Origin of the sequence: Haemophilus parainfluenzae, from assembly GCF_900450995.1 — a bacterium.
Taxonomy (GTDB): Bacteria; Pseudomonadota; Gammaproteobacteria; order Enterobacterales; family Pasteurellaceae; genus Haemophilus_D; species Haemophilus_D parainfluenzae_O.
In genome coordinates, this window is the sequence record NZ_UGHY01000002.1 from 1,713,557 (window position 1) to 1,732,647 (window position 19,091).

General features: G+C 42.0%; 9 protein-coding genes, 2 tRNA genes and 3 rRNA genes. 11 read left to right on the top strand and 3 right to left on the bottom strand.

What is annotated here, in order from left to right:
• Window positions 1–26 precede the first annotated feature (26 nt).
• A complete protein-coding gene (gene selD / locus DX522_RS08800; RefSeq protein ID WP_115180514.1) occupies window positions 27–1,064 on the top strand; it encodes a selenide, water dikinase SelD in 1,038 nt (345 codons plus the stop codon).
• Between the two features lie 47 nt (window positions 1,065–1,111).
• Here the strand turns inward: selD and DX522_RS08805 are convergent, their stop codons facing one another.
• Both DX522_RS08805 and gap read right to left on the bottom strand, forming a co-directional pair.
• The gene (locus tag DX522_RS08805) at window positions 1,112–2,929 is read right to left on the bottom strand and encodes an AMP-dependent synthetase/ligase (protein ID WP_115180515.1); all 1,818 of its coding nucleotides are present in this window, start codon (window positions 2,927–2,929) and stop codon (window positions 1,112–1,114) included.
• Window positions 2,930–3,153: 224 nt separating this feature from the next.
• Window positions 3,154–4,173 carry a type I glyceraldehyde-3-phosphate dehydrogenase gene (gene gap / locus DX522_RS08810; protein ID WP_115180516.1) on the bottom strand — a complete coding sequence of 340 codons (1,020 nt, stop codon included), beginning with the start codon at window positions 4,171–4,173 and terminating at the stop codon, window positions 3,154–3,156.
• A gap of 219 nt (window positions 4,174–4,392) precedes the next feature.
• Here gap and gmk point away from each other — a divergent pair, with 219 nt between their 5' ends.
• From gmk to rrf, 10 genes are all read left to right on the top strand, one after another.
• Entirely contained in the window at window positions 4,393–5,019 is a 627-nt protein-coding gene (gene gmk, locus DX522_RS08815) for a guanylate kinase (protein ID WP_041918290.1), read from the top strand.
• A gap of 60 nt (window positions 5,020–5,079) precedes the next feature.
• Window positions 5,080–5,346 carry a DNA-directed RNA polymerase subunit omega gene (rpoZ, locus tag DX522_RS08820; protein WP_005698386.1) on the top strand — a complete coding sequence of 89 codons (267 nt, stop codon included), beginning with the start codon at window positions 5,080–5,082 and terminating at the stop codon, window positions 5,344–5,346.
• Window positions 5,347–5,424: 78 nt separating this feature from the next.
• The gene (spoT, locus tag DX522_RS08825) at window positions 5,425–7,545 is read left to right on the top strand and encodes a bifunctional GTP diphosphokinase/guanosine-3',5'-bis pyrophosphate 3'-pyrophosphohydrolase (protein ID WP_115180517.1); all 2,121 of its coding nucleotides are present in this window, start codon (window positions 5,425–5,427) and stop codon (window positions 7,543–7,545) included.
• On the top strand, window positions 7,545–9,626 hold the full coding sequence (gene recG, locus DX522_RS08830; RefSeq protein ID WP_115180518.1) for an ATP-dependent DNA helicase RecG: 2,082 nt from the start codon (window positions 7,545–7,547) through the stop codon (window positions 9,624–9,626). The genes spoT and recG overlap by 1 nt, the downstream gene beginning before the upstream one ends.
• 32 nt (window positions 9,627–9,658) lie before the next feature.
• Window positions 9,659–10,444: a glutamate racemase gene (gene murI / locus DX522_RS08835; protein WP_115180519.1), complete on the top strand. Its 786-nt coding sequence runs from the start codon at window positions 9,659–9,661 to the stop codon at window positions 10,442–10,444.
• A gap of 324 nt (window positions 10,445–10,768) precedes the next feature.
• Window positions 10,769–12,307, top strand: a 16S ribosomal RNA gene (locus DX522_RS08840).
• An 82-nt stretch (window positions 12,308–12,389) separates the two neighbouring features.
• Window positions 12,390–12,466 (top strand) — tRNA-Ile (locus DX522_RS08845).
• Window positions 12,467–12,519: 53 nt separating this feature from the next.
• Window positions 12,520–12,595, top strand: a tRNA-Ala gene (locus tag DX522_RS08850).
• Window positions 12,596–12,839: 244 nt separating this feature from the next.
• A 23S ribosomal RNA gene (locus tag DX522_RS08855) occupies window positions 12,840–15,734 on the top strand.
• Between the two features lie 149 nt (window positions 15,735–15,883).
• Window positions 15,884–15,999: ribosomal RNA gene (gene rrf / locus DX522_RS08860) — 5S ribosomal RNA — on the top strand.
• The 16S, 23S and 5S rRNA genes sit together here with 2 tRNA genes alongside, the layout of an rRNA operon.
• A gap of 158 nt (window positions 16,000–16,157) precedes the next feature.
• On the opposite strand, the gene glnE is transcribed toward rrf, so the two are convergent.
• Window positions 16,158–19,091 (bottom strand): bifunctional [glutamate--ammonia ligase]-adenylyl-L-tyrosine phosphorylase/[glutamate--ammonia-ligase] adenylyltransferase, encoded by a 2,934-nt coding sequence (gene glnE, locus DX522_RS08865; RefSeq protein ID WP_115180520.1) that lies wholly within the window; start codon window positions 19,089–19,091, stop codon window positions 16,158–16,160.

The following is a 19,091-nucleotide window of genomic DNA, read 5'->3' on the forward strand; positions in this document are numbered from 1 at the left end:
GTATGTGATTTTAGCAAGGATTTAGCATGACGGATGAGATTCGTTTAACACAATATAGCCACGGCGCAGGTTGAGGCTGTAAAATTTCGCCTAAGGTGTTAGGGACAATTTTACAGACAGAAATCGAAAAATTTACCGATCCGAATTTATTGGTCGGGAACGAAACAGCGGATGACGCAGCGGTTTATGATCTTGGTAATGGTACTGCAATTATCAGTACCACGGATTTCTTCATGCCGATTGTGGACGACCCTTTTGATTTTGGCCGCATTGCTGCAACCAATGCCATTAGTGATATTTTCGCAATGGGTGGTAAACCAATTATGGCGATTGCCATTTTAGGTTTCCCGATTAATAAATTACCGGCAGAAGTGGCACAGAAAATAGTTGATGGCGGCCGTTTTGCTTGTCATCAAGCGGGGATTTCCCTTGCTGGAGGTCACTCGATTGATTCACCAGAACCTATTTTTGGTTTAGCCGTAACGGGTGTAATTGCAACGGATCGTGTAAAACGTAATGCCTCAGCAGAAGCAAATTGTAAGCTTTATTTAACCAAGCCATTAGGTATCGGTGTGCTGACTACTGCTGAGAAAAAAGGCAAGTTAAAACCAGAACATCAAGGCTTAGCAACGGCAGCAATGTGTCAAATGAACCTGATTGGTAGCCAATTTGCGGAAGTTGCAGGTGTAACTGCCATGACGGATGTAACCGGCTTTGGTTTATTAGGACACTTAGCTGAAATCTGTGAAGGCTCAAATCTTAATGCGGTTGTGCATTTTGATAAAATCAAATTATTAGATGGCGTAGCGGATTATATTGCTGAAGGTTGTGTACCAGGTGGAACCAACCGCAACTTTGAAAGCTATGGTCATAAAATCGGCCCTCTTACGGATTATCAAAAGGCGGTACTTTGCGATCCTCAAACTTCAGGTGGCTTGTTGATTGCGGTTAAACCTGAAAGTGAGGCGGAAATTTTAGAGATTGCGAAAAAAGTGGGCATTGAGCTTAGCGAGGTCGGTGTATTAAAACCTAACCAAGAAGGTGTGCTGGTCAAAGTCGAATAAATCATTTTTGTTAAACTAAAAAGTGCGGTGAAATTCACCACACTTTTTTATTCTTTATTTTCCTTGTTCTCTTTATTGTTGGAATACATCGAATCAATGATATGACGATAGCGTTCCATAATTACTTTTCGGCGTAATTTGAGCGTAGGCGTGATTTCACCAAGTTTGACGCTAAATGCCTGAGAGAGTAGCGTAAATTTCTTCACTTGCTCGAAGTGTGCCAGTTCTTTTTGAAGACTTTCGATACGTTGCTCAAACATTTTGATAATTTCAGAGTGTTTGAGTAATTCCATGCGATCTTGATACTTAATATTCAGTTTTTTCGCATATTCTTCTACGCTATCAAAACAAGGTACGATCAACGCTGAAACATATTTTTTAGCATCGGCAATAATCGCAATTTGTTCGATAAATTTATCTTTGCCAATTTTACCTTCGATATATTGTGGTGCGATGTATTTGCCGTTAGAGGTTTTCATCAATTCTTTAATACGGTCGGTAATAAATAAATTACCATCAGCATCAAATTCACCTGCATCTCCCGTTTTTAAGAAGCCATCTTCAGTGAAGGCTTGAGCCGTTTCTTCTGGCTTTTTATAGTAACCTTTCATCACCATGCCACCACGCACCAGAATCTCGTTATTTTCTCCAATTTTAACTTCGGCATTTGGCATCAATTTACCGATAGAATTCGGATTAAAATGATGGTCATCCCAACAAGAAACGGTTGCCGTGGTTTCTGTCATGCCGTAACCGAGTTTGATATTTATCCCAATGCTATGGAAGAAAAGGCCAATGGTTGGTTCTAATTTTGCGCCACCGCAAGGCATCATTTTAATTTGTCCGCCTAGCAATGAACGTAGTTTAGAAAGTACCAGTTTATCGGCAAGAGCATAGCGTTTTTGCAAGAAGAACGGGACTTTTTTATTTTGAGAGAGAAGATCAAAACGTTTTTGTCCCACTGCAATCGCCCAGTGGAAAATCATCTGACGAATAAAAGGCGCTTTTTGGACTTTATCAAGCACAGCAGAATAAATTTTTTCATAGAAACGCGGTACTGCACACATAAAGGTCGGACGAATTTCCGTTAATGATTCACGTACTTGATTGGTGTCTTCGAGATAGCAAAGAATTGCTCCGCGATGTAACACATAGGCAACCCAAGCACGCTCAAAAATGTGGCTGAATGGTAAAAAAGAAAGTGAAACCTCATCTTGATTAACATCTAATGCAATATCATGGGCTTCAAGTTGATGAGCCAAGTTACTGTAATCAAGCATTACGCCTTTCGGTTCACCTGTTGTGCCTGATGTGTAGATGATCGTGAATAAATCATCCATCGTTTTATTTGCTAAGCGAGTTTCAAATTCAGTTTGGAATTCTTCGGTACCTAATTGAATTAAATCTTCCCAATAGCAAGAAAGAGTATTTTCAGTCAGTTGAATTTGTTCTTTCATAGCCACAATTTTTTGTAATTGTGGACACTGATGCGCAATTTCTAACGCTTGATCATATTGTTCTTGATCACCGACAAACAGAATTTTGACATCGGCGTGATTTAAAATAAATTCTGCCTGTTGTGCAGTATTGGTCGCATAAATTGGAACGGTGATGGCGCGAACTTGAAGTGCCGCAATATCTGCGATTGTCCAACGTGACATATTGTTCGCAAAAATTGCAATTTTATCTTGTACTTGAATATTGCAAGCAAGAAAAGCTAATGAAAGCTGATCAAGCTGTTGTTGAAATGAGTTACACGAAATATCTTTCCATAAGCCATTAATTTTATGGCGAAGTGCGGTTGCATTTTGACGAGTTTTTGCCTGTTGGCGAATTCGATTGACGAAATGACGTTCTAAATTCATAAGCCTTATTTGAGCGAACAACTGTACGCTAATATAAACGAAATAAATTTAAAATCTAGTGAAATGTTGTTATTTTGTGAATATAGAATAAATAATAGACATATTTATTTTTCTATTTTTATCTCCGGATGAGAAATAAAGAATTTAAAAATATTGATTAAGTGAAATGGATTGGAAATAAAAAAACCGCTCTAAAAGAGCGGTTAATTTTTTAGATATTTTGATTAGCCTTTGTAGTTGTAAACGTGTGCAACTAAGTCTAATACTTTGTTTGAGTAACCAGTTTCGTTATCGTACCAAGATACTAATTTAACGAAAGAATCAGTTAATGCGATACCCGCATCAGCATCAAATACAGAAGTTAAAGCACAACCGTTGAAGTCTGTAGAAACTACTGCATCTTCAGTGTAACCTAAAACGCCTTTTAATTCGCCGTTGAAAGTTTTACCTTCAGCTGCATCTTTGATTGCTTGTTTGATTTGTTCGTAAGTTGCTGGTTTTTCTAAGTTTACAGTTAAGTCAACTACAGAAACATTTGGAGTAGGAACACGGAACGCCATACCAGTTAATTTACCGTTTAATGCTGGTAATACTTTACCTACTGCTTTTGCTGCACCGGTAGATGAAGGGATGATGTTTTGTGCCGCACCACGACCACCGCGCCAGTCTTTAGCTGATGGACCATCAACAGTTTTTTGAGTTGCTGTGGTTGCGTGAACAGTGGTCATTAAACCATCTTTGATACCGAAAGTTTCGTGAACAACACGTGCTAAAGGTGCTAAACAGTTTGTAGTACAAGAAGCGTTAGACACGATGTCTTGACCTGCGTATGCACCGAAGTTTACACCACGTACGAACATTGGTGTGCTATCTTTAGAAGGACCTGTTAATACGACTTTTTTCGCACCAGCAGTGATGTGTTTACGTGCTGTTTCATCGGTTAAGAATAAACCTGTTGCTTCAACTGCAATATCAACGCCGATCGCACCCCAGTTAAGGTTTGCAGGATCACGTTCAGAAGTAACACGGATAGTTTTACCGTTTACGACTAAGTTACCGTCTTTAACTTCAACAGTACCGTCAAAACGACCGTGAGTTGAATCGTATTTCAACATGTAAGCCATGTATTCAACGTCGATTAAGTCGTTGATACCTACAACTTGGATGTCATCACGATGTTGTGCTGCACGGAATACGATACGACCGATACGGCCGAAACCGTTGATACCAATTTTAATAGCCATAAGATTTTCACCTTCTATTTTTTTAAGTTAAACAAAATCATTGCTCTCACGAGTTCCCGTCGATTATAACATGGGCATTTTGATAAAAAAAAGGGTATATACCACTTTTTTGTGATCTCGATCACTTTTTAATGATTTGTAAAAACAAACGAAAATTTGACCGCACTTTTCATTTTCTTTTTGTATAATAAAAACAAACAACAATAAGAGGTTTCAATTATGTCTCAAGGTAATTTATATATTCTTTCTGCACCGAGTGGGGCGGGCAAGTCATCATTAATTTCTGCGTTATTAGAAAAAAATCAAGGCACGAAAAAAATGGTGTCTATTTCACACACAACGCGTTCTCCTCGACCAGGCGAAAGTCATGGTGTGCATTATTATTTTGTTTCAGTAGAAGAATTTGAAACCTTAATTGAAAAAGGTCATTTCTTAGAATATGCAAAAGTGTTTGGTGGCAATTATTACGGCACTTCATTGCCAGCAATTGAAGAAAACTTAGCAAAAGGCATTGATGTGTTTTTAGATATTGACTGGCAAGGTGCGCAGCAAATTCGCCAAAAAGTACCTTCTGTAAAAAGTATTTTTATTTTGCCGCCATCATTGCCTGAATTAGAACGTCGCTTGGTTGGACGCGGACAGGATAGCAAAGAGGTTATTGCTGAGCGAATGTCAAAAGCAATCAGCGAAATTTCGCATTATGATGAATATGATTACGTTATTGTGAACGATAATTTTGAACAGGCATTGGCAGATTTGCAAAGCATTTTGCAGGCAGAACGTTTGACTAAAGCTTATCAACAAACAGAAAATGCAGACTTAATTCATCAGCTACTAGCAAAATAAGCTTGAATTGAGTACAATATTTCCCCTTTATAGACATTATTTTTAACATCGGAGTAAAACATGGCTCGAGTGACTGTGCAAGATGCAGTAGAAAAAATTGGTAACCGTTTTGATTTAATTTTAACCGCCGCTCGTCGTGCGAGACAATTAGAGTTACATCAAAGTGAGCCGTTAGTGCCGGAAGATAACGATAAACCAACTGTAATCGCATTACGTGAAATCGAAAAAGGTTTAATCAACCAAGAAATCATGGATGCAAAAGAGTATTTAGATGCAGCAGCTTCTCAACGTAACGAAGAAGTGGCAGTAGCGTTAATCGCAGAATAATCTCATTATTAAAGTGCGGTCAAAATTAAAGCTATTTTGATCGCCTAGTCTTTCTCTCTACAAAAAGTCAGGTGTCCTTTGGAATTGTTTGCAGATTTAGATCGAATTATTCAGGGGTATTTGCCCGCCGATAAAATTGAATTAATCAAACGTGCATTCGTCATTGCGCGAGATGCTCACGAAGGACAATTTCGCTCAAGCGGCGAACCTTACATTACTCACCCTGTTGCAGTAGCTTCAATTATTGCGGAAATGCATTTAGACCATGAAGCAATCATGGCTGCATTATTGCATGATGTTATCGAAGATACCCCTTATACCGAATCCCAATTAAAAGATGAATTTGGCGCTAGCGTAGCCGAAATTGTTGATGGTGTATCTAAACTAGATAAATTGAAATTCCGTACTCGCCAAGAAGCACAGGTTGAAAACTTCCGCAAAATGATTTTAGCGATGACTCGAGATATTCGCGTGGTCTTAATCAAACTGGCTGACCGAACCCATAATATGCGAACGTTGGGATCATTGCGTCCAGATAAACGTCGTCGTATCGCAAAAGAAACCCTAGAGATTTACTGTCCATTAGCTCACCGTTTAGGCATCGAGCATATCAAGAATGAATTAGAAGATTTATCTTTTGAAGCAATGCATCCTCGCCGTTATGAAGTACTTAAAAAGCTCGTCGAACAAGCGCGTGGCTCTCGTCAAGAATTGATTCAACGCATTTCTAATGATATTTCACAACGTCTTGATAATGTAGGCATTACAAATCGTATTTGGGGACGTGAAAAACATCTCTATAAAATTTACCAAAAAATGCGCACGAAAGATCAGAAATTCCATTCCATTATGGATATTTATGCTTTCCGCGTTATTGTGAATTCGGTTGATGATTGCTATCGCGGATTGGGGCAAATGCATAGTTTGTATAAGCCTCGTCCTGGTAAAGTGAAAGATTATATTGCCGTGCCACGTGCAAATGGCTACCAAGCACTACAAACCTCGATGATAGGTCCTCATGGGGTGCCTGTGGAAGTCCACTTGCAAACTGAAGAAATGGAACAGGTTGCTGAAATGGGAGTTACTGCTCATTGGGCGTATAAAGAAGGTGGTAAAAACGATAGTACCACTGCTCAAGTACGCGCGCAGCGTTGGTTACAAAGCCTGGTAGATATTCAACAAAACGTGGGTAACTCCTTTGAGTTTATTGAAAATGTAAAATCTGAGTTTTTTCCGAAAGAAATCTATGTATTTACGCCGAAAGGTCGTATCGTTGAATTACCAATGGGCGCAACCGCTGTCGATTTTGCTTATGCAGTGCATTCTGATGTGGGAAATCATTGTGTTGCGGCAGTAGTAGAGCACAAACCTTATCCGTTATCACAAGCTTTAGAGTCTGGTCAAACCGTTGAGATTGTGACCAGCGAAAATACTCATCCAAGCGTTAGCTGGTTAAATTTTGTAGTGACGGCTCGCGCAAGAACCCGTATTCGTCATTTCTTAAAATTATTGCGTGCAGATGATGCCGTTCAAACTGGTAAAAAACAGCTAGAAATGGCCCTAAAACCACATTATCTCTCTGAGGTTTCTGAAGAGAAAATCCAAGCGTTACTAAATGAATTGAACCTCTCAAGCCTCAATGAGCTTTTTGAGGAAATCGGCGTAGGTAACCAAATGTCGAGTATCATTGCTCATCAATTAATGGATGAGGCTATTGAAATTGATGTGGATGGTGTATCTGAAAACACACAAAGTACGCTAACGTTAAGCCGAGATGGCGAAATGAAAGCGTCTTTCGCTCAATGTTGTCATCCAATTCCGGGTGATCCGATCGTAGCATTAAGCACGGCGAAGAAAGGTGTGGTCGTACATCATCAAGCTTGTTCTAATTTAACGTCAGGTAATGCCAAAGATTTCACCGCGGCAAAATGGGAAGAGGCTGAAAGTGCGGTCAATTTTGATGCCGAATTACACATTGAAATGCTTAATGAACAAAATGTATTAGGTAGTCTCATGACAGCGGTCGCGACTTGTGAAAGTAATATTCAAAGTATTTGGACTGAAGAATTAGAGAATAATCTGCTATTAGTCATTATCCAAGTTGGTGCGAGAGATGTCTATCATTTAGAAAACATTATGCGAAAAATCAAACAAATTACCAGTGTGATTCGTTTGAAGCGCAATATTAATGAAGCATAATGAGCACACAACTTCTCGATGCCGTTCCTCTAACCACTTTATCTGGTGTAGGCGCGGCAATCTCCGATAAATTAAGCCGTATTGGAATTCATAATCTCCAAGACTTGCTTTTTCATTTACCTATCCGTTATGAAGATCGCACGAGAATAACACCCATTGCGGATCTTCGTCCTGAACAATATGCCACCATTGAAGGGGTTGTCCAAACCTGTGAAGTTGCCTTTGGGCGCCGTCCTATTTTAACTGTAAGTCTTTCTGATGGAACGAGCAAGATTATGCTCCGTTTTTTCAATTTTAATGCGGGAATGAAAAATAGTTTTCAGATTGGTACGCGCGTCAAAGCGTTTGGCGAAATTAAACGTGGACGTTTTATGGCAGAAATTCATCATCCTGAATATCAAATCATACGGGATAATGCGCCATTGGTTTTAGAGGAAACGCTCACACCTATTTATTCCACAACGGAAGGTTTAAAACAAAATTCATTACGTAAGCTAACCGATCAAGCATTGGCTTTACTCGATAAAATCCAATTAACAGAAGTTTTACCTAATGAATTTAATCCACATCCTTTTAGCTTAAAGGAGGCTATTCGATTTTTGCATCGTCCGCCGCCAGATATCTCATTAGATATTTTGGAGAAAGGACAACATCCCGCACAGAAACGACTTATCTTTGAAGAGCTTCTTGCACATAATCTTGCGATGCAAAAAGTGCGGTTGGGTACGCAGCAGTTTTTAGCGTTGCCATTGCATTATCAAACCGATTTGAAGCAACGTTTTCTTGCGTCTTTGCCTTTTCAACCAACAAATGCTCAAAATAGAGTAGTAGCGGATATTGAACAGGATTTAGCGAAAGATTATCCAATGATGCGACTTGTTCAAGGGGATGTAGGCTCGGGGAAAACATTAGTGGCAGCTTTAGCCGCCTTATTAGCGATTGATAATGGCAAGCAAGTGGCTTTAATGGCGCCGACAGAGATTTTAGCGGAACAGCATGCGAATAATTTCCGCCGTTGGTTAGAACCTTTTGGTATTGAAGTAGGCTGGTTAGCGGGTAAGGTGAAAGGGAAAGCTCGCCAAGCGGAATTGGAAAAAATTAAGTCCGGTGCGGTACAAATGGTAGTGGGCACACATGCTTTATTCCAAGAAGAAGTGGAATTTGCTGATTTAACCTTGGTGATTATTGATGAGCAGCATCGTTTTGGTGTGCATCAACGTTTGATGTTGCGAGAAAAAGGTGAAAAAGCAGGATTTTATCCGCACCAACTGATTATGACAGCAACACCAATCCCAAGAACATTAGCGATGACGGTTTATGCTGATCTTGATACGTCGATTATTGATGAATTGCCACCAGGTCGAACGCCGATTACGACAGTGGTTATTTCAGAAGAGCGTCGTGATGAAATCGTGGCTCGAGTCAAAAGTGCCTGTATTAATGAAAAGCGTCAGGCTTATTGGGTTTGTACGTTGATTGATGAGTCTGAAGTACTAGAAGCGCAAGCAGCCGAGGCCATTTGGGAAGATTTAACGAAAGCCTTGCCGATGCTTAAAATTGGCCTTGTACATGGGCGAATGAAACCGCAAGAAAAACAAGATATTATGGCTACCTTTAAAAATGCAGAGCTCGATTTGCTTGTGGCTACAACTGTGATCGAAGTGGGCGTAGATGTGCCGAATGCCAGTCTAATGATCATTGAAAATGCAGAGCGTTTGGGCTTATCACAACTTCATCAGTTACGTGGTCGAGTAGGGCGTGGCAGTACGGCGTCTTTTTGTGTCTTAATGTATAAACCGCCGTTGGGTAAAGTGTCGCAAAAACGTTTACAGGTATTGCGTGATAGCCAAGATGGCTTTGTGATTTCAGAGAAAGATTTAGAAATTCGTGGTCCAGGTGAGGTGTTAGGTACCAAACAGACGGGGATCGCCGAATTTAAAGTGGTGAATTTAATGCGCGATCGTAAAATGATCCCAACCGTTCAACATTATGCTAAGGCATTAATTGTAAAATATCCGGATGTGGCAGAAAGTTTAATCCGCCGTTGGCTAAATAATCGAGAAATTTATTCGAATGCCTAAAGTGCGGTTATTTTTGAAAGAGTTTTATATAAATGAATAAATCAACGGTGCTTTTCTTTGATTCTGGAATGGGGGGCTTAAGCGTTTATCGAGAAGCGAAAAAGCTGATGCCAGATAACCATTATTTGTATTGCTTTGACAATGCAGGCTTTCCTTATTCAGAAAAATCAGAAGAAACAATTATTCAGCAAACATTGGATATTTGTAAAAAAATTAATCAGAATTATCCACTTGATGCTATTGTGATCGCTTGTAATACTGCGAGTACTGTTGTATTACCGCCTTTACGTGAGCAATTTTCTATTCCGATTGTAGGTACTGTGCCAGCCATTAAGCCAGCAGCAGAAATCTCACAAACGAAACATATTGGTCTATTGGCGACAAAGGGCACGGTTAAACGCCCTTATGTTAATGATCTTATCCATCAGTTTGCCACCCATTGTATAGTTGAACGATTAGGCTCCACTAAGCTGGTTGAAATCGCAGAGCATAAAATCCAAGGGAAATCGGTTGATTTGATTGCATTGAAAAATGAATTAAGTCCTTGGGCCTCAATAGAGAATTTAGATACGATTTGTTTAGGCTGTACGCATTTCCCTTTAATTAAAGATGAAATTCAAATTTGCTTACCTCAAGTGAAGAATTTTATGGACCCAGGATTCGCTATTGCCAAGCGATTACAGTTCTTACTTGATAAATTAGAAGTGCAGTCAAAATCAGAAGTGAAAAATCAGGTTTTCTGTACGCAAGATGTAGAGAATAAACACCAATTAGAACAAGCGTTGGCTCTCTGGGATTTGATGGCATTACCGTTTTAAAATGATTTTTTCTTGTCATGTTGGTGTGTTTGTAAGCAAATAGCAAAAAAATTTACATTTTTTTACAAAAAGATCTTGCAAAGAATCCTGAAGGTCTTATAATACGCCCCACACAACGACGCGCTGTTGTGAAGCTTTATAAAAACCAGTGCGTCGTTCTTTTTTGCTCTTTAACAATGTATCAGACAATCTGTGTGGGCACTTGTTGATTGACTTGTTTTAAAAATATTTTTAATTTTGAAGTCTTAATAGGTGCTAACTAGAAATTCATAATACTTTTTAAGTAGTGACATTTTATGTCAGCAGTATTGAGCGATTGAACTTGAATTGAAGAGTTTGATCATGGCTCAGATTGAACGCTGGCGGCAGGCTTAACACATGCAAGTCGAACGGTAACATAAAGAAGCTTGCTTCTTTGATGACGAGTGGCGGACGGGTGAGTAATGCTTGGGAATCTAGCTTATGGAGGGGGATAACTACGGGAAACTGTAGCTAATACCGCGTAATATCGAAAGATTAAAGTGTGGGACCTTCGGCCACATGCCATAGGATGAGCCCAAGTGGGATTAGGTAGTTGGTGAGGTAAAGGCTCACCAAGCCGACGATCTCTAGCTGGTCTGAGAGGATGACCAGCCACACTGGGACTGAGACACGGCCCAGACTCCTACGGGAGGCAGCAGTGGGGAATATTGCGCAATGGGGGCAACCCTGACGCAGCCATGCCGCGTGAATGAAGAAGGCCTTCGGGTTGTAAAGTTCTTTCGGTAGCGAGGAAGGCATTTAGTTTAATAGACTAGGTGATTGACGTTAACTACAGAAGAAGCACCGGCTAACTCCGTGCCAGCAGCCGCGGTAATACGGAGGGTGCGAGCGTTAATCGGAATAACTGGGCGTAAAGGGCACGCAGGCGGTGACTTAAGTGAGGTGTGAAAGCCCCGGGCTTAACCTGGGAATTGCATTTCATACTGGGTCGCTAGAGTACTTTAGGGAGGGGTAGAATTCCACGTGTAGCGGTGAAATGCGTAGAGATGTGGAGGAATACCGAAGGCGAAGGCAGCCCCTTGGGAATGTACTGACGCTCATGTGCGAAAGCGTGGGGAGCAAACAGGATTAGATACCCTGGTAGTCCACGCTGTAAACGATGTCGATTTGGGGGTTGAGCTTTAAGTTTGGCGCCCGTAGCTAACGTGATAAATCGACCGCCTGGGGAGTACGGCCGCAAGGTTAAAACTCAAATGAATTGACGGGGGCCCGCACAAGCGGTGGAGCATGTGGTTTAATTCGATGCAACGCGAAGAACCTTACCTACTCTTGACATCCAGAGAACTTTCCAGAGATGGATTGGTGCCTTCGGGAGCTCTGAGACAGGTGCTGCATGGCTGTCGTCAGCTCGTGTTGTGAAATGTTGGGTTAAGTCCCGCAACGAGCGCAACCCTTATCCTTTGTTGCCAGCGATTAGGTCGGGAACTCAAAGGAGACTGCCGGTGATAAACCGGAGGAAGGTGGGGATGACGTCAAGTCATCATGGCCCTTACGAGTAGGGCTACACACGTGCTACAATGGCGTATACAGAGGGAAGCGATAGTGCGAGCTGGAGCGAATCTCACAAAGTATGTCTAAGTCCGGATTGGAGTCTGCAACTCGACTCCATGAAGTCGGAATCGCTAGTAATCGCAAATCAGAATGTTGCGGTGAATACGTTCCCGGGCCTTGTACACACCGCCCGTCACACCATGGGAGTGGGTTGTACCAGAAGTAGATAGCTTAACCTTTTGGAGGGCGTTTACCACGGTATGATTCATGACTGGGGTGAAGTCGTAACAAGGTAACCGTAGGGGAACCTGCGGTTGGATCACCTCCTTACCAAAAACGAGAGACAATAAGTGTCCACACAGATTGATTGATATATTGTAGACAATATCGAGCAGAAAGTCGTTATTCCCTTGGGTCTGTAGCTCAGGTGGTTAGAGCGCACCCCTGATAAGGGTGAGGTCGGTGGTTCAAGTCCACTCAGACCCACCACTCAAACTGAGTGAGTGATGAAGGTGAATAAGGTAATAAATAAACGATGACATGGGGATATAGCTCAGCTGGGAGAGCGCCTGCCTTGCACGCAGGAGGTCAGCGGTTCGATCCCGCTTATCTCCACCACTTATCATCGTTAAGTAAATTGAGTAAGTTAATAGTTAAAATACTTTAATGAGTTTATTTAACGATGATAACTGAAAATGTTATTTCTGTTCTTTAACAACTAGGAAACAAGCTGAAAAACTGAAGAGACTTTCAAGTCCTTTTAAGGATAAGAAAAAGTCTGAGTAAGAATAAAATCTTGATTGAACAAAAGCAATCAAGTGTTTAGTTGAAAACACAACATCAAGAATTTTTGAGGTTGTATAGTTAAGTGACTAAGCGTACAAGGTGGATGCCTTGGCAATCAGAGGCGAAGAAGGACGTGCTAATCTGCGAAAAGCTTGGATGAGTCGATAAGAGGCGTTTAATCCAAGATATCCGAATGGGGAAACCCAGTAGATGAAGAATCTACTATCACTTACTGAATCCATAGGTAAGTGAGGCAAACCGGGAGAACTGAAACATCTAAGTACCCCGAGGAAAAGAAATCAACCGAGATTTCGTCAGTAGCGGCGAGCGAACGCGAAGGAGCCTGTTAGTGATAATGACAGAGACAGAGGAACAAGCTGGGAAGCTTGGCGATACAGGGTGATAGCCCCGTACTCGAAGTCCAGGTTATGGTACTAAGCTAACGATAAGTAGGGCGGGACACGTGATATCCTGTTTGAAGATGGGGGGACCATCCTCCAAGGCTAAATACTCCTGATTGACGATAGTGAACCAGTACTGTGAAGGAAAGGCGAAAAGAACCCCGGTGAGGGGAGTGAAATAGAACCTGAAACCTTGTACGTACAAGCAGTGGGAGCCTGAAAGGGTGACTGCGTACCTTTTGTATAATGGGTCAGCGACTTATATTTTGTAGCGAGGTTAACCGAATAGGGGAGCCGAAGGGAAACCGAGTCTTAACTGGGCGTCTAGTTGCAAGGTATAGACCCGAAACCCGGTGATCTAGCCATGGGCAGGTTGAAGGTTGGGTAACACTAACTGGAGGACCGAACCGACTAATGTTGAAAAATTAGCGGATGACTTGTGGCTGGGGGTGAAAGGCCAATCAAACCGGGAGATAGCTGGTTCTCCCCGAAATCTATTTAGGTAGAGCCTTGAGCGGACACCTTCGGGGGTAGAGCACTGTTTCGGCTAGGGGTCCATCCCGGATTACCAACCCGATGCAAACTACGAATACCGAAGAGTGATACTCAGGAGACACACGGCGGGTGCTAACGTCCGTCGTGGAGAGGGAAACAACCCAGACCGCCAGCTAAGGTCCCAAAGTCTATATTAAGTGGGAAACGAAGTGGGAAGGCTTAGACAGCTAGGATGTTGGCTTAGAAGCAGCCATCATTTAAAGAAAGCGTAATAGCTCACTAGTCGAGTCGGCCTGCGCGGAAGATGTAACGGGGCTCAAATATAGCACCGAAGCTGCGGCATCAGACGAAAGTCTGTTGGGTAGGGGAGCGTTGTGTAAGCGGATGAAGGTGTGTTGAGAAGCATGCTGGACGTATCACAAGTGCGAATGCTGACATAAGTAACGATAAAACGGGTGAAAAACCCGTTCGCCGGAAGACCAAGGGTTCCTGTCCAACGTTAATCGGGGCAGGGTGAGTCGGCCCCTAAGGCGAGGCTGAAGAGCGTAGTCGATGGGAAACAGGTTAATATTCCTGTACTTGGTAAAGCTGCGATGTGGGGACGGAGTAGGTTAGGTTATCGCACTGTTGGATATGTGCGTTTAAGTTGGTAGGTGGGAAGTTTAGGCAAATCCGGACTTCCTTAACACTGAGAGATGATGACGAGGCTCTACGGAGTTGAAGTAACTGATACCACACTTCCAGGAAAAGCCACTAAGCGAAAGGCTTTACTAAACCGTACTGAAAACCGACACAGGTGGTCAGGTAGAGAATACTCAGGCGCTTGAGAGAACTCGGGTGAAGGAACTAGGCAAAATAGCACCGTAACTTCGGGAGAAGGTGCGCCGGCGTAGATTGTAGTCCCTCGCGGGCGAAGGTTGAACCGGTCGAAGATACCAGCTGGCTGCAACTGTTTATTAAAAACACAGCACTCTGCAAACACGAAAGTGGACGTATAGGGTGTGATGCCTGCCCGGTGCTGGAAGGTTAATTGATGGTGTAATCGAAAGAGAAGCTCCTGATCGAAGCCCCAGTAAACGGCGGCCGTAACTATAACGGTCCTAAGGTAGCGAAATTCCTTGTCGGGTAAGTTCCGACCTGCACGAATGGCATAATGATGGCCAGGCTGTCTCCACCCGAGACTCAGTGAAATTGAAATCGCCGTGAAGATGCGGTGTACCCGCGGCTAGACGGAAAGACCCCGTGAACCTTTACTATAGCTTGACACTGAACATTGAATTTTGATGTGTAGGATAGGTGGGAGACTTAGAAGTAGTCACGCCAGTGATTATGGAGTCGTCCTTGAAATACCACCCTTTAACGTTTGATGTTCTAACGAAGATTACGAAACGTGGTCTCGGACAGTGTCTGGTGGGTAGTTTGACTGGGGCGGTCTCCTCCCAAAGAGTAACGGAGGAGCACGAAGGTTTGCTAATGACGGTCGGACATCGTCAGGTTAGTGCAATGGTATAAGCAAGCTTAACTGCGAGACAGACAAGTCGAGCAGGTACGAAAGTAGGTCATAGTGATCCGGTGGTTCTGAATGGAAGGGCCATCGCTCAACGGATAAAAGGTACTCCGGGGATAACAGGCTGATACCGCCCAAGAGTTCATATCGACGGCGGTGTTTGGCACCTCGATGTCGGCTCATCACATCCTGGGGCTGAAGTAGGTCCAAGGGTATGGCTGTTCGCCATTTAAAGTGGTACGCGAGCTGGGTTTAGAACGTCGTGAGACAGTTCGGTCCCTATCTGCCGTGGGCGTTGGAGAATTGATTGGGGCTGCTCCTAGTACGAGAGGACCGGAGTGGACGCACCACTGGTGTTCCGGTTGTGTCGCCAGACGCATTGCCGGGTAGCTAAGTGCGGAAGAGATAAGTGCTGAAAGCATCTAAGCACGAAACTTGCCAAGAGATGAGTTCTCCCAGATTATAAATCTGTAAGGGTTGTTTAAGACTAAGACGTAGATAGGCATGGTGTGTAAGCGGTGCGAGCCGTTGAGCTAACATGTACTAATTGCCCGAGAGGCTTAACTATACAACGCTCAAGGGTTTTGGGTGTTGTAATGATACAAAGACGAAACTCAGAGAAGAAAGAGAAAGTATTGAAGGTGAATCAGCTTGTTTGGTTGTGAGACGCTAGAGATAGCGGAGCAGAGAGAAAATAGAAGTTATTAAAGGAATAATCCTGGCGGCGATAGAGCGGTGGTCCCACCTGACCCCATACCGAACTCAGAAGTGAAACGCCGATGCGCCGATGGTAGTGTGGGGCTTCCCCATGTGAGAGTAGGACACCGCCAGGTAGTGAATGTAGAACCCCGAGCTGAATGGCTTGGGGTTTTTGTTTTTAGATTGGATTTTAATAAAATAAAAGTGCGGTAGAAAGTTAGGCTGTTTTTACGTAGAGAATATATAAAAGGGCGTTTATCCCAACTATCTGGGGATAGACTCCTTTAATCTTTTAAGAAAATAGCTTATTCCAGAAAGAACAGACAAATTCTCTTTCTTCTGCAAACGCCGAATCATCAACAATGACAGGATTTCCTAATAAGTTCAGATGATGAATTTTATTACGCAGTGTCACGTAGCAGGATTTGAGCTTTTCACATTCTGTTAGAGAAATAATGTGATATTCTGCCATTGAATCAAAGATACGAACGTTATCAGACCATTTGGTTAATATTGGATTAGCTGGGGCATTCGCAAGCATCAGATACTGGGCGATAAATTCAATATCGGTAATGCCGCCACGATCGGTTTTGATATTAAAAAAGCCATCTTTTGTATGAGATAAATGTTCGTACATTTTTTCACGCATTTCTCTTACTTCGATTTTTAGCTGATTAATATCTCTTTGAGCGGAAAGTACATTACAGCGAATTTTTTCAAATTCTGCTTTTAATTCAGTTTCACCAGAAATGGCACGGCTACGGACAAGCGCTTGTTTCTCCCATGTCCAAGCCTCATTGAGTTGATAGTTTTCAAATGCTTGAAGTGAACAGCCTAATAAGCCAGCATCGCCTGAAGGACGCAATCGCATATCAACATCGTAAAGTACGCCTGCACTGGTATTCATGCTAAAAATGCTAACAATTTTTTGAGCCAGTCTTAAATAGAATTGATTGCTATCAATGGATTTTTTCCCACCAATAGTTTGGCCTTCAACAGCTTGGTATAAAAAGACTAAATCCAAATCAGATTTATATCCGAGTTCAATTCCGCCTAATTTACCGTAGCCAATGACTAAAAAGCCTTTTTCAGTTTTATTTACAAGATGTTCGGGGACCCCAAATCGTTGACTGACTTGTTGCCAAGCAAAATTGACAACGGCATCAATGATTGATTCAGCCAGATAAGTGAGATGATCGCTTACTTTCATAACAGGCAATACACCGAGAATATCAGCGGCTGCAACACGTAATAAAATAGACTGTTTGAATTGGCGTAAACCGTCAATAAATTGCTCTTCATCGTCTTGCGGTAATCGCAGCATATATTGCTTCAATTCATCAGGGTACTGTGTGAAAGGTAATGGATTACGTAGTGCCTCAGTATTTAATAATTCATCGAGTAGAATAGGGTGGCGAGCCACTTGTTCAGCAATCATCTGTGATTGCGAACATAGTTCAATGAGCTGCTCAATGGCTTGGGGATTTTCTAAGAGTAATTCTAAATATGTCGTTCTACTCGCAATTTTATCGACAATATTGAGGATGCGTGGCAATAAAGTGCGGTAATTTTTTTGCTCAAATATTTGAGTGAAGATATTTGGCAATAAGTGAGCTAAAACTTCTCGACCACGAGAGCCAATAACTCGGCGTGCAAGCCCATCTTTGAATTGAATAAGTTTATCTAAGATATCGGAAATCGCGTCCTCATCAATGTGGTTATCGACTAGCATTTGTTCAATATCATCGAGATCACCTTCTAAAAAATCAATCCACTGATTATTATCATCGCTACGTTCATCTTTTTCTTCACCAATTAATGCATCAAAAACTGACCGCACTTTTTGTTGGTGTGCCTGTAATATTTGATAGAAATCATCCCAGCTTTCAATTTGATAAGATTTTATCGTAGCCTGATTGTTCTCATCTAAATAAGTGTATTCTCGACAAGCAATCATTAATCTAAGGCAATTTTCTTCATCTGTTGGAAGTAGTTGCGTTTGTTGGTCATCAATGGCTTGAAGCACGTTTTCAGTACGACGAAGGAAGATATAAGCTTCTCTTAATTCATGATATTGCTGAGGCGTAATTAAACCAAGATCTCGTATTTCAGGGAGAAGTTTAAGCAATTCATGTTGTTGGAGCTTAATCTCTCGTCCACCTCGAATCAGTTGAAAAACTTGCACAATAAATTCGATTTCTCGAATCCCGCCTGCGCCTAACTTAATATTGTCTTTTAAGCCACGACGACGCACTTCACGCTCAATTTTACCTTTCATTTCACGTAAAGCTTGAATCACACTAAAATCAATATAGCGTCGATACACAAAGGGGCGAAGTAATTGCTGCAAGGTTTTTACATTGGGATCTTGCTCATCTGCGCCTAAAATACGCCCTTTGATCATGGCGTAGCGTTCCCAGTCTCGTCCTTGATCTTGATAGTATTGTTCCATAGCAGAAAAACTTAAGGCAAGTGCACCACTGTCGCCAAAAGGGCGAAGGCGCATATCTGTACGATAGACAAAGCCATCTGGCGTAAATTGATCCAACGCATTAATCAGACGTTGTCCTAAACGGGTAAAAAATTTGGCGTTATCAACGGCTCGTCTTGCTCCAATGGTTTCGCCTTGTGAAGGATAGGTAAAAATTAAATCAATATCAGAGGAGAAATTTAGCTCAAAACCACCTAATTTTCCCATGCCAAGAATATAGAGTTGTTGTGGGTTGCCATGTTCATCACAAGGCGTACCCATTTCTTCGCAAGCTTGTTTGTACAGCCAATCTCTCGCACCAATGATAAGACTCTCAGCAAGTTGAGAAAGACGAATAAAAATTTCTTCTACGGTGGCAAGATTCAAGCTTTGACAGAAACTTAGTTTCGCCATTTCTTGATTTCGAAAATCTCGTAGCGTTTTGTAAAGCTGTTCTTCATTTTGGATAGTGGAGAGTTGGTCAGCTAAACGGCTAGCATAATGTTGACAATCTGAAAATTGAGGAGGTGTTTGCCACCATTGGGCTGAAAAGTGCGGGTGTTTTTTTAAGACTTTTTCCAAGAAATCAGACAGACTGATGGCATAGGTTATTTGTCCGATTGGTGTCATGAAATCTGTTGCGCCTCGCTCGATTTGTTGGGTTATTTCATTAAGATTCATTTCAGGGAAATGTTGGCAAAGCACTTCGCCAAGTTGAATGAGTTTTTCAGTCGAAAGCGGAAGTGAAAGCGCCAT

Bases quoted from the DNA above. Each gene is read 5' to 3' on its own strand.
- gmk (WP_041918290.1), top strand. From the start codon at position 4,393: ATGTCTCAAGGTAATTTATATATTCTTTCTGCACCGAGTGGGGCGGGC.
- murI (WP_115180519.1), top strand. From the start codon at position 9,659: ATGAATAAATCAACGGTGCTTTTCTTTGATTCTGGAATGGGGGGCTTA.
- rpoZ (WP_005698386.1), top strand. From the start codon at position 5,080: ATGGCTCGAGTGACTGTGCAAGATGCAGTAGAAAAAATTGGTAACCGT.
- recG (WP_115180518.1), top strand. From the start codon at position 7,545: ATGAGCACACAACTTCTCGATGCCGTTCCTCTAACCACTTTATCTGGT.
- DX522_RS08805 (WP_115180515.1), bottom strand. From the start codon at position 2,929: ATGAATTTAGAACGTCATTTCGTCAATCGAATTCGCCAACAGGCAAAA.
- glnE (WP_115180520.1), bottom strand. From the start codon at position 19,091: ATGGCGCTTTCACTTCCGCTTTCGACTGAAAAACTCATTCAACTTGGC.
- gap (WP_115180516.1), bottom strand. From the start codon at position 4,173: ATGGCTATTAAAATTGGTATCAACGGTTTCGGCCGTATCGGTCGTATC.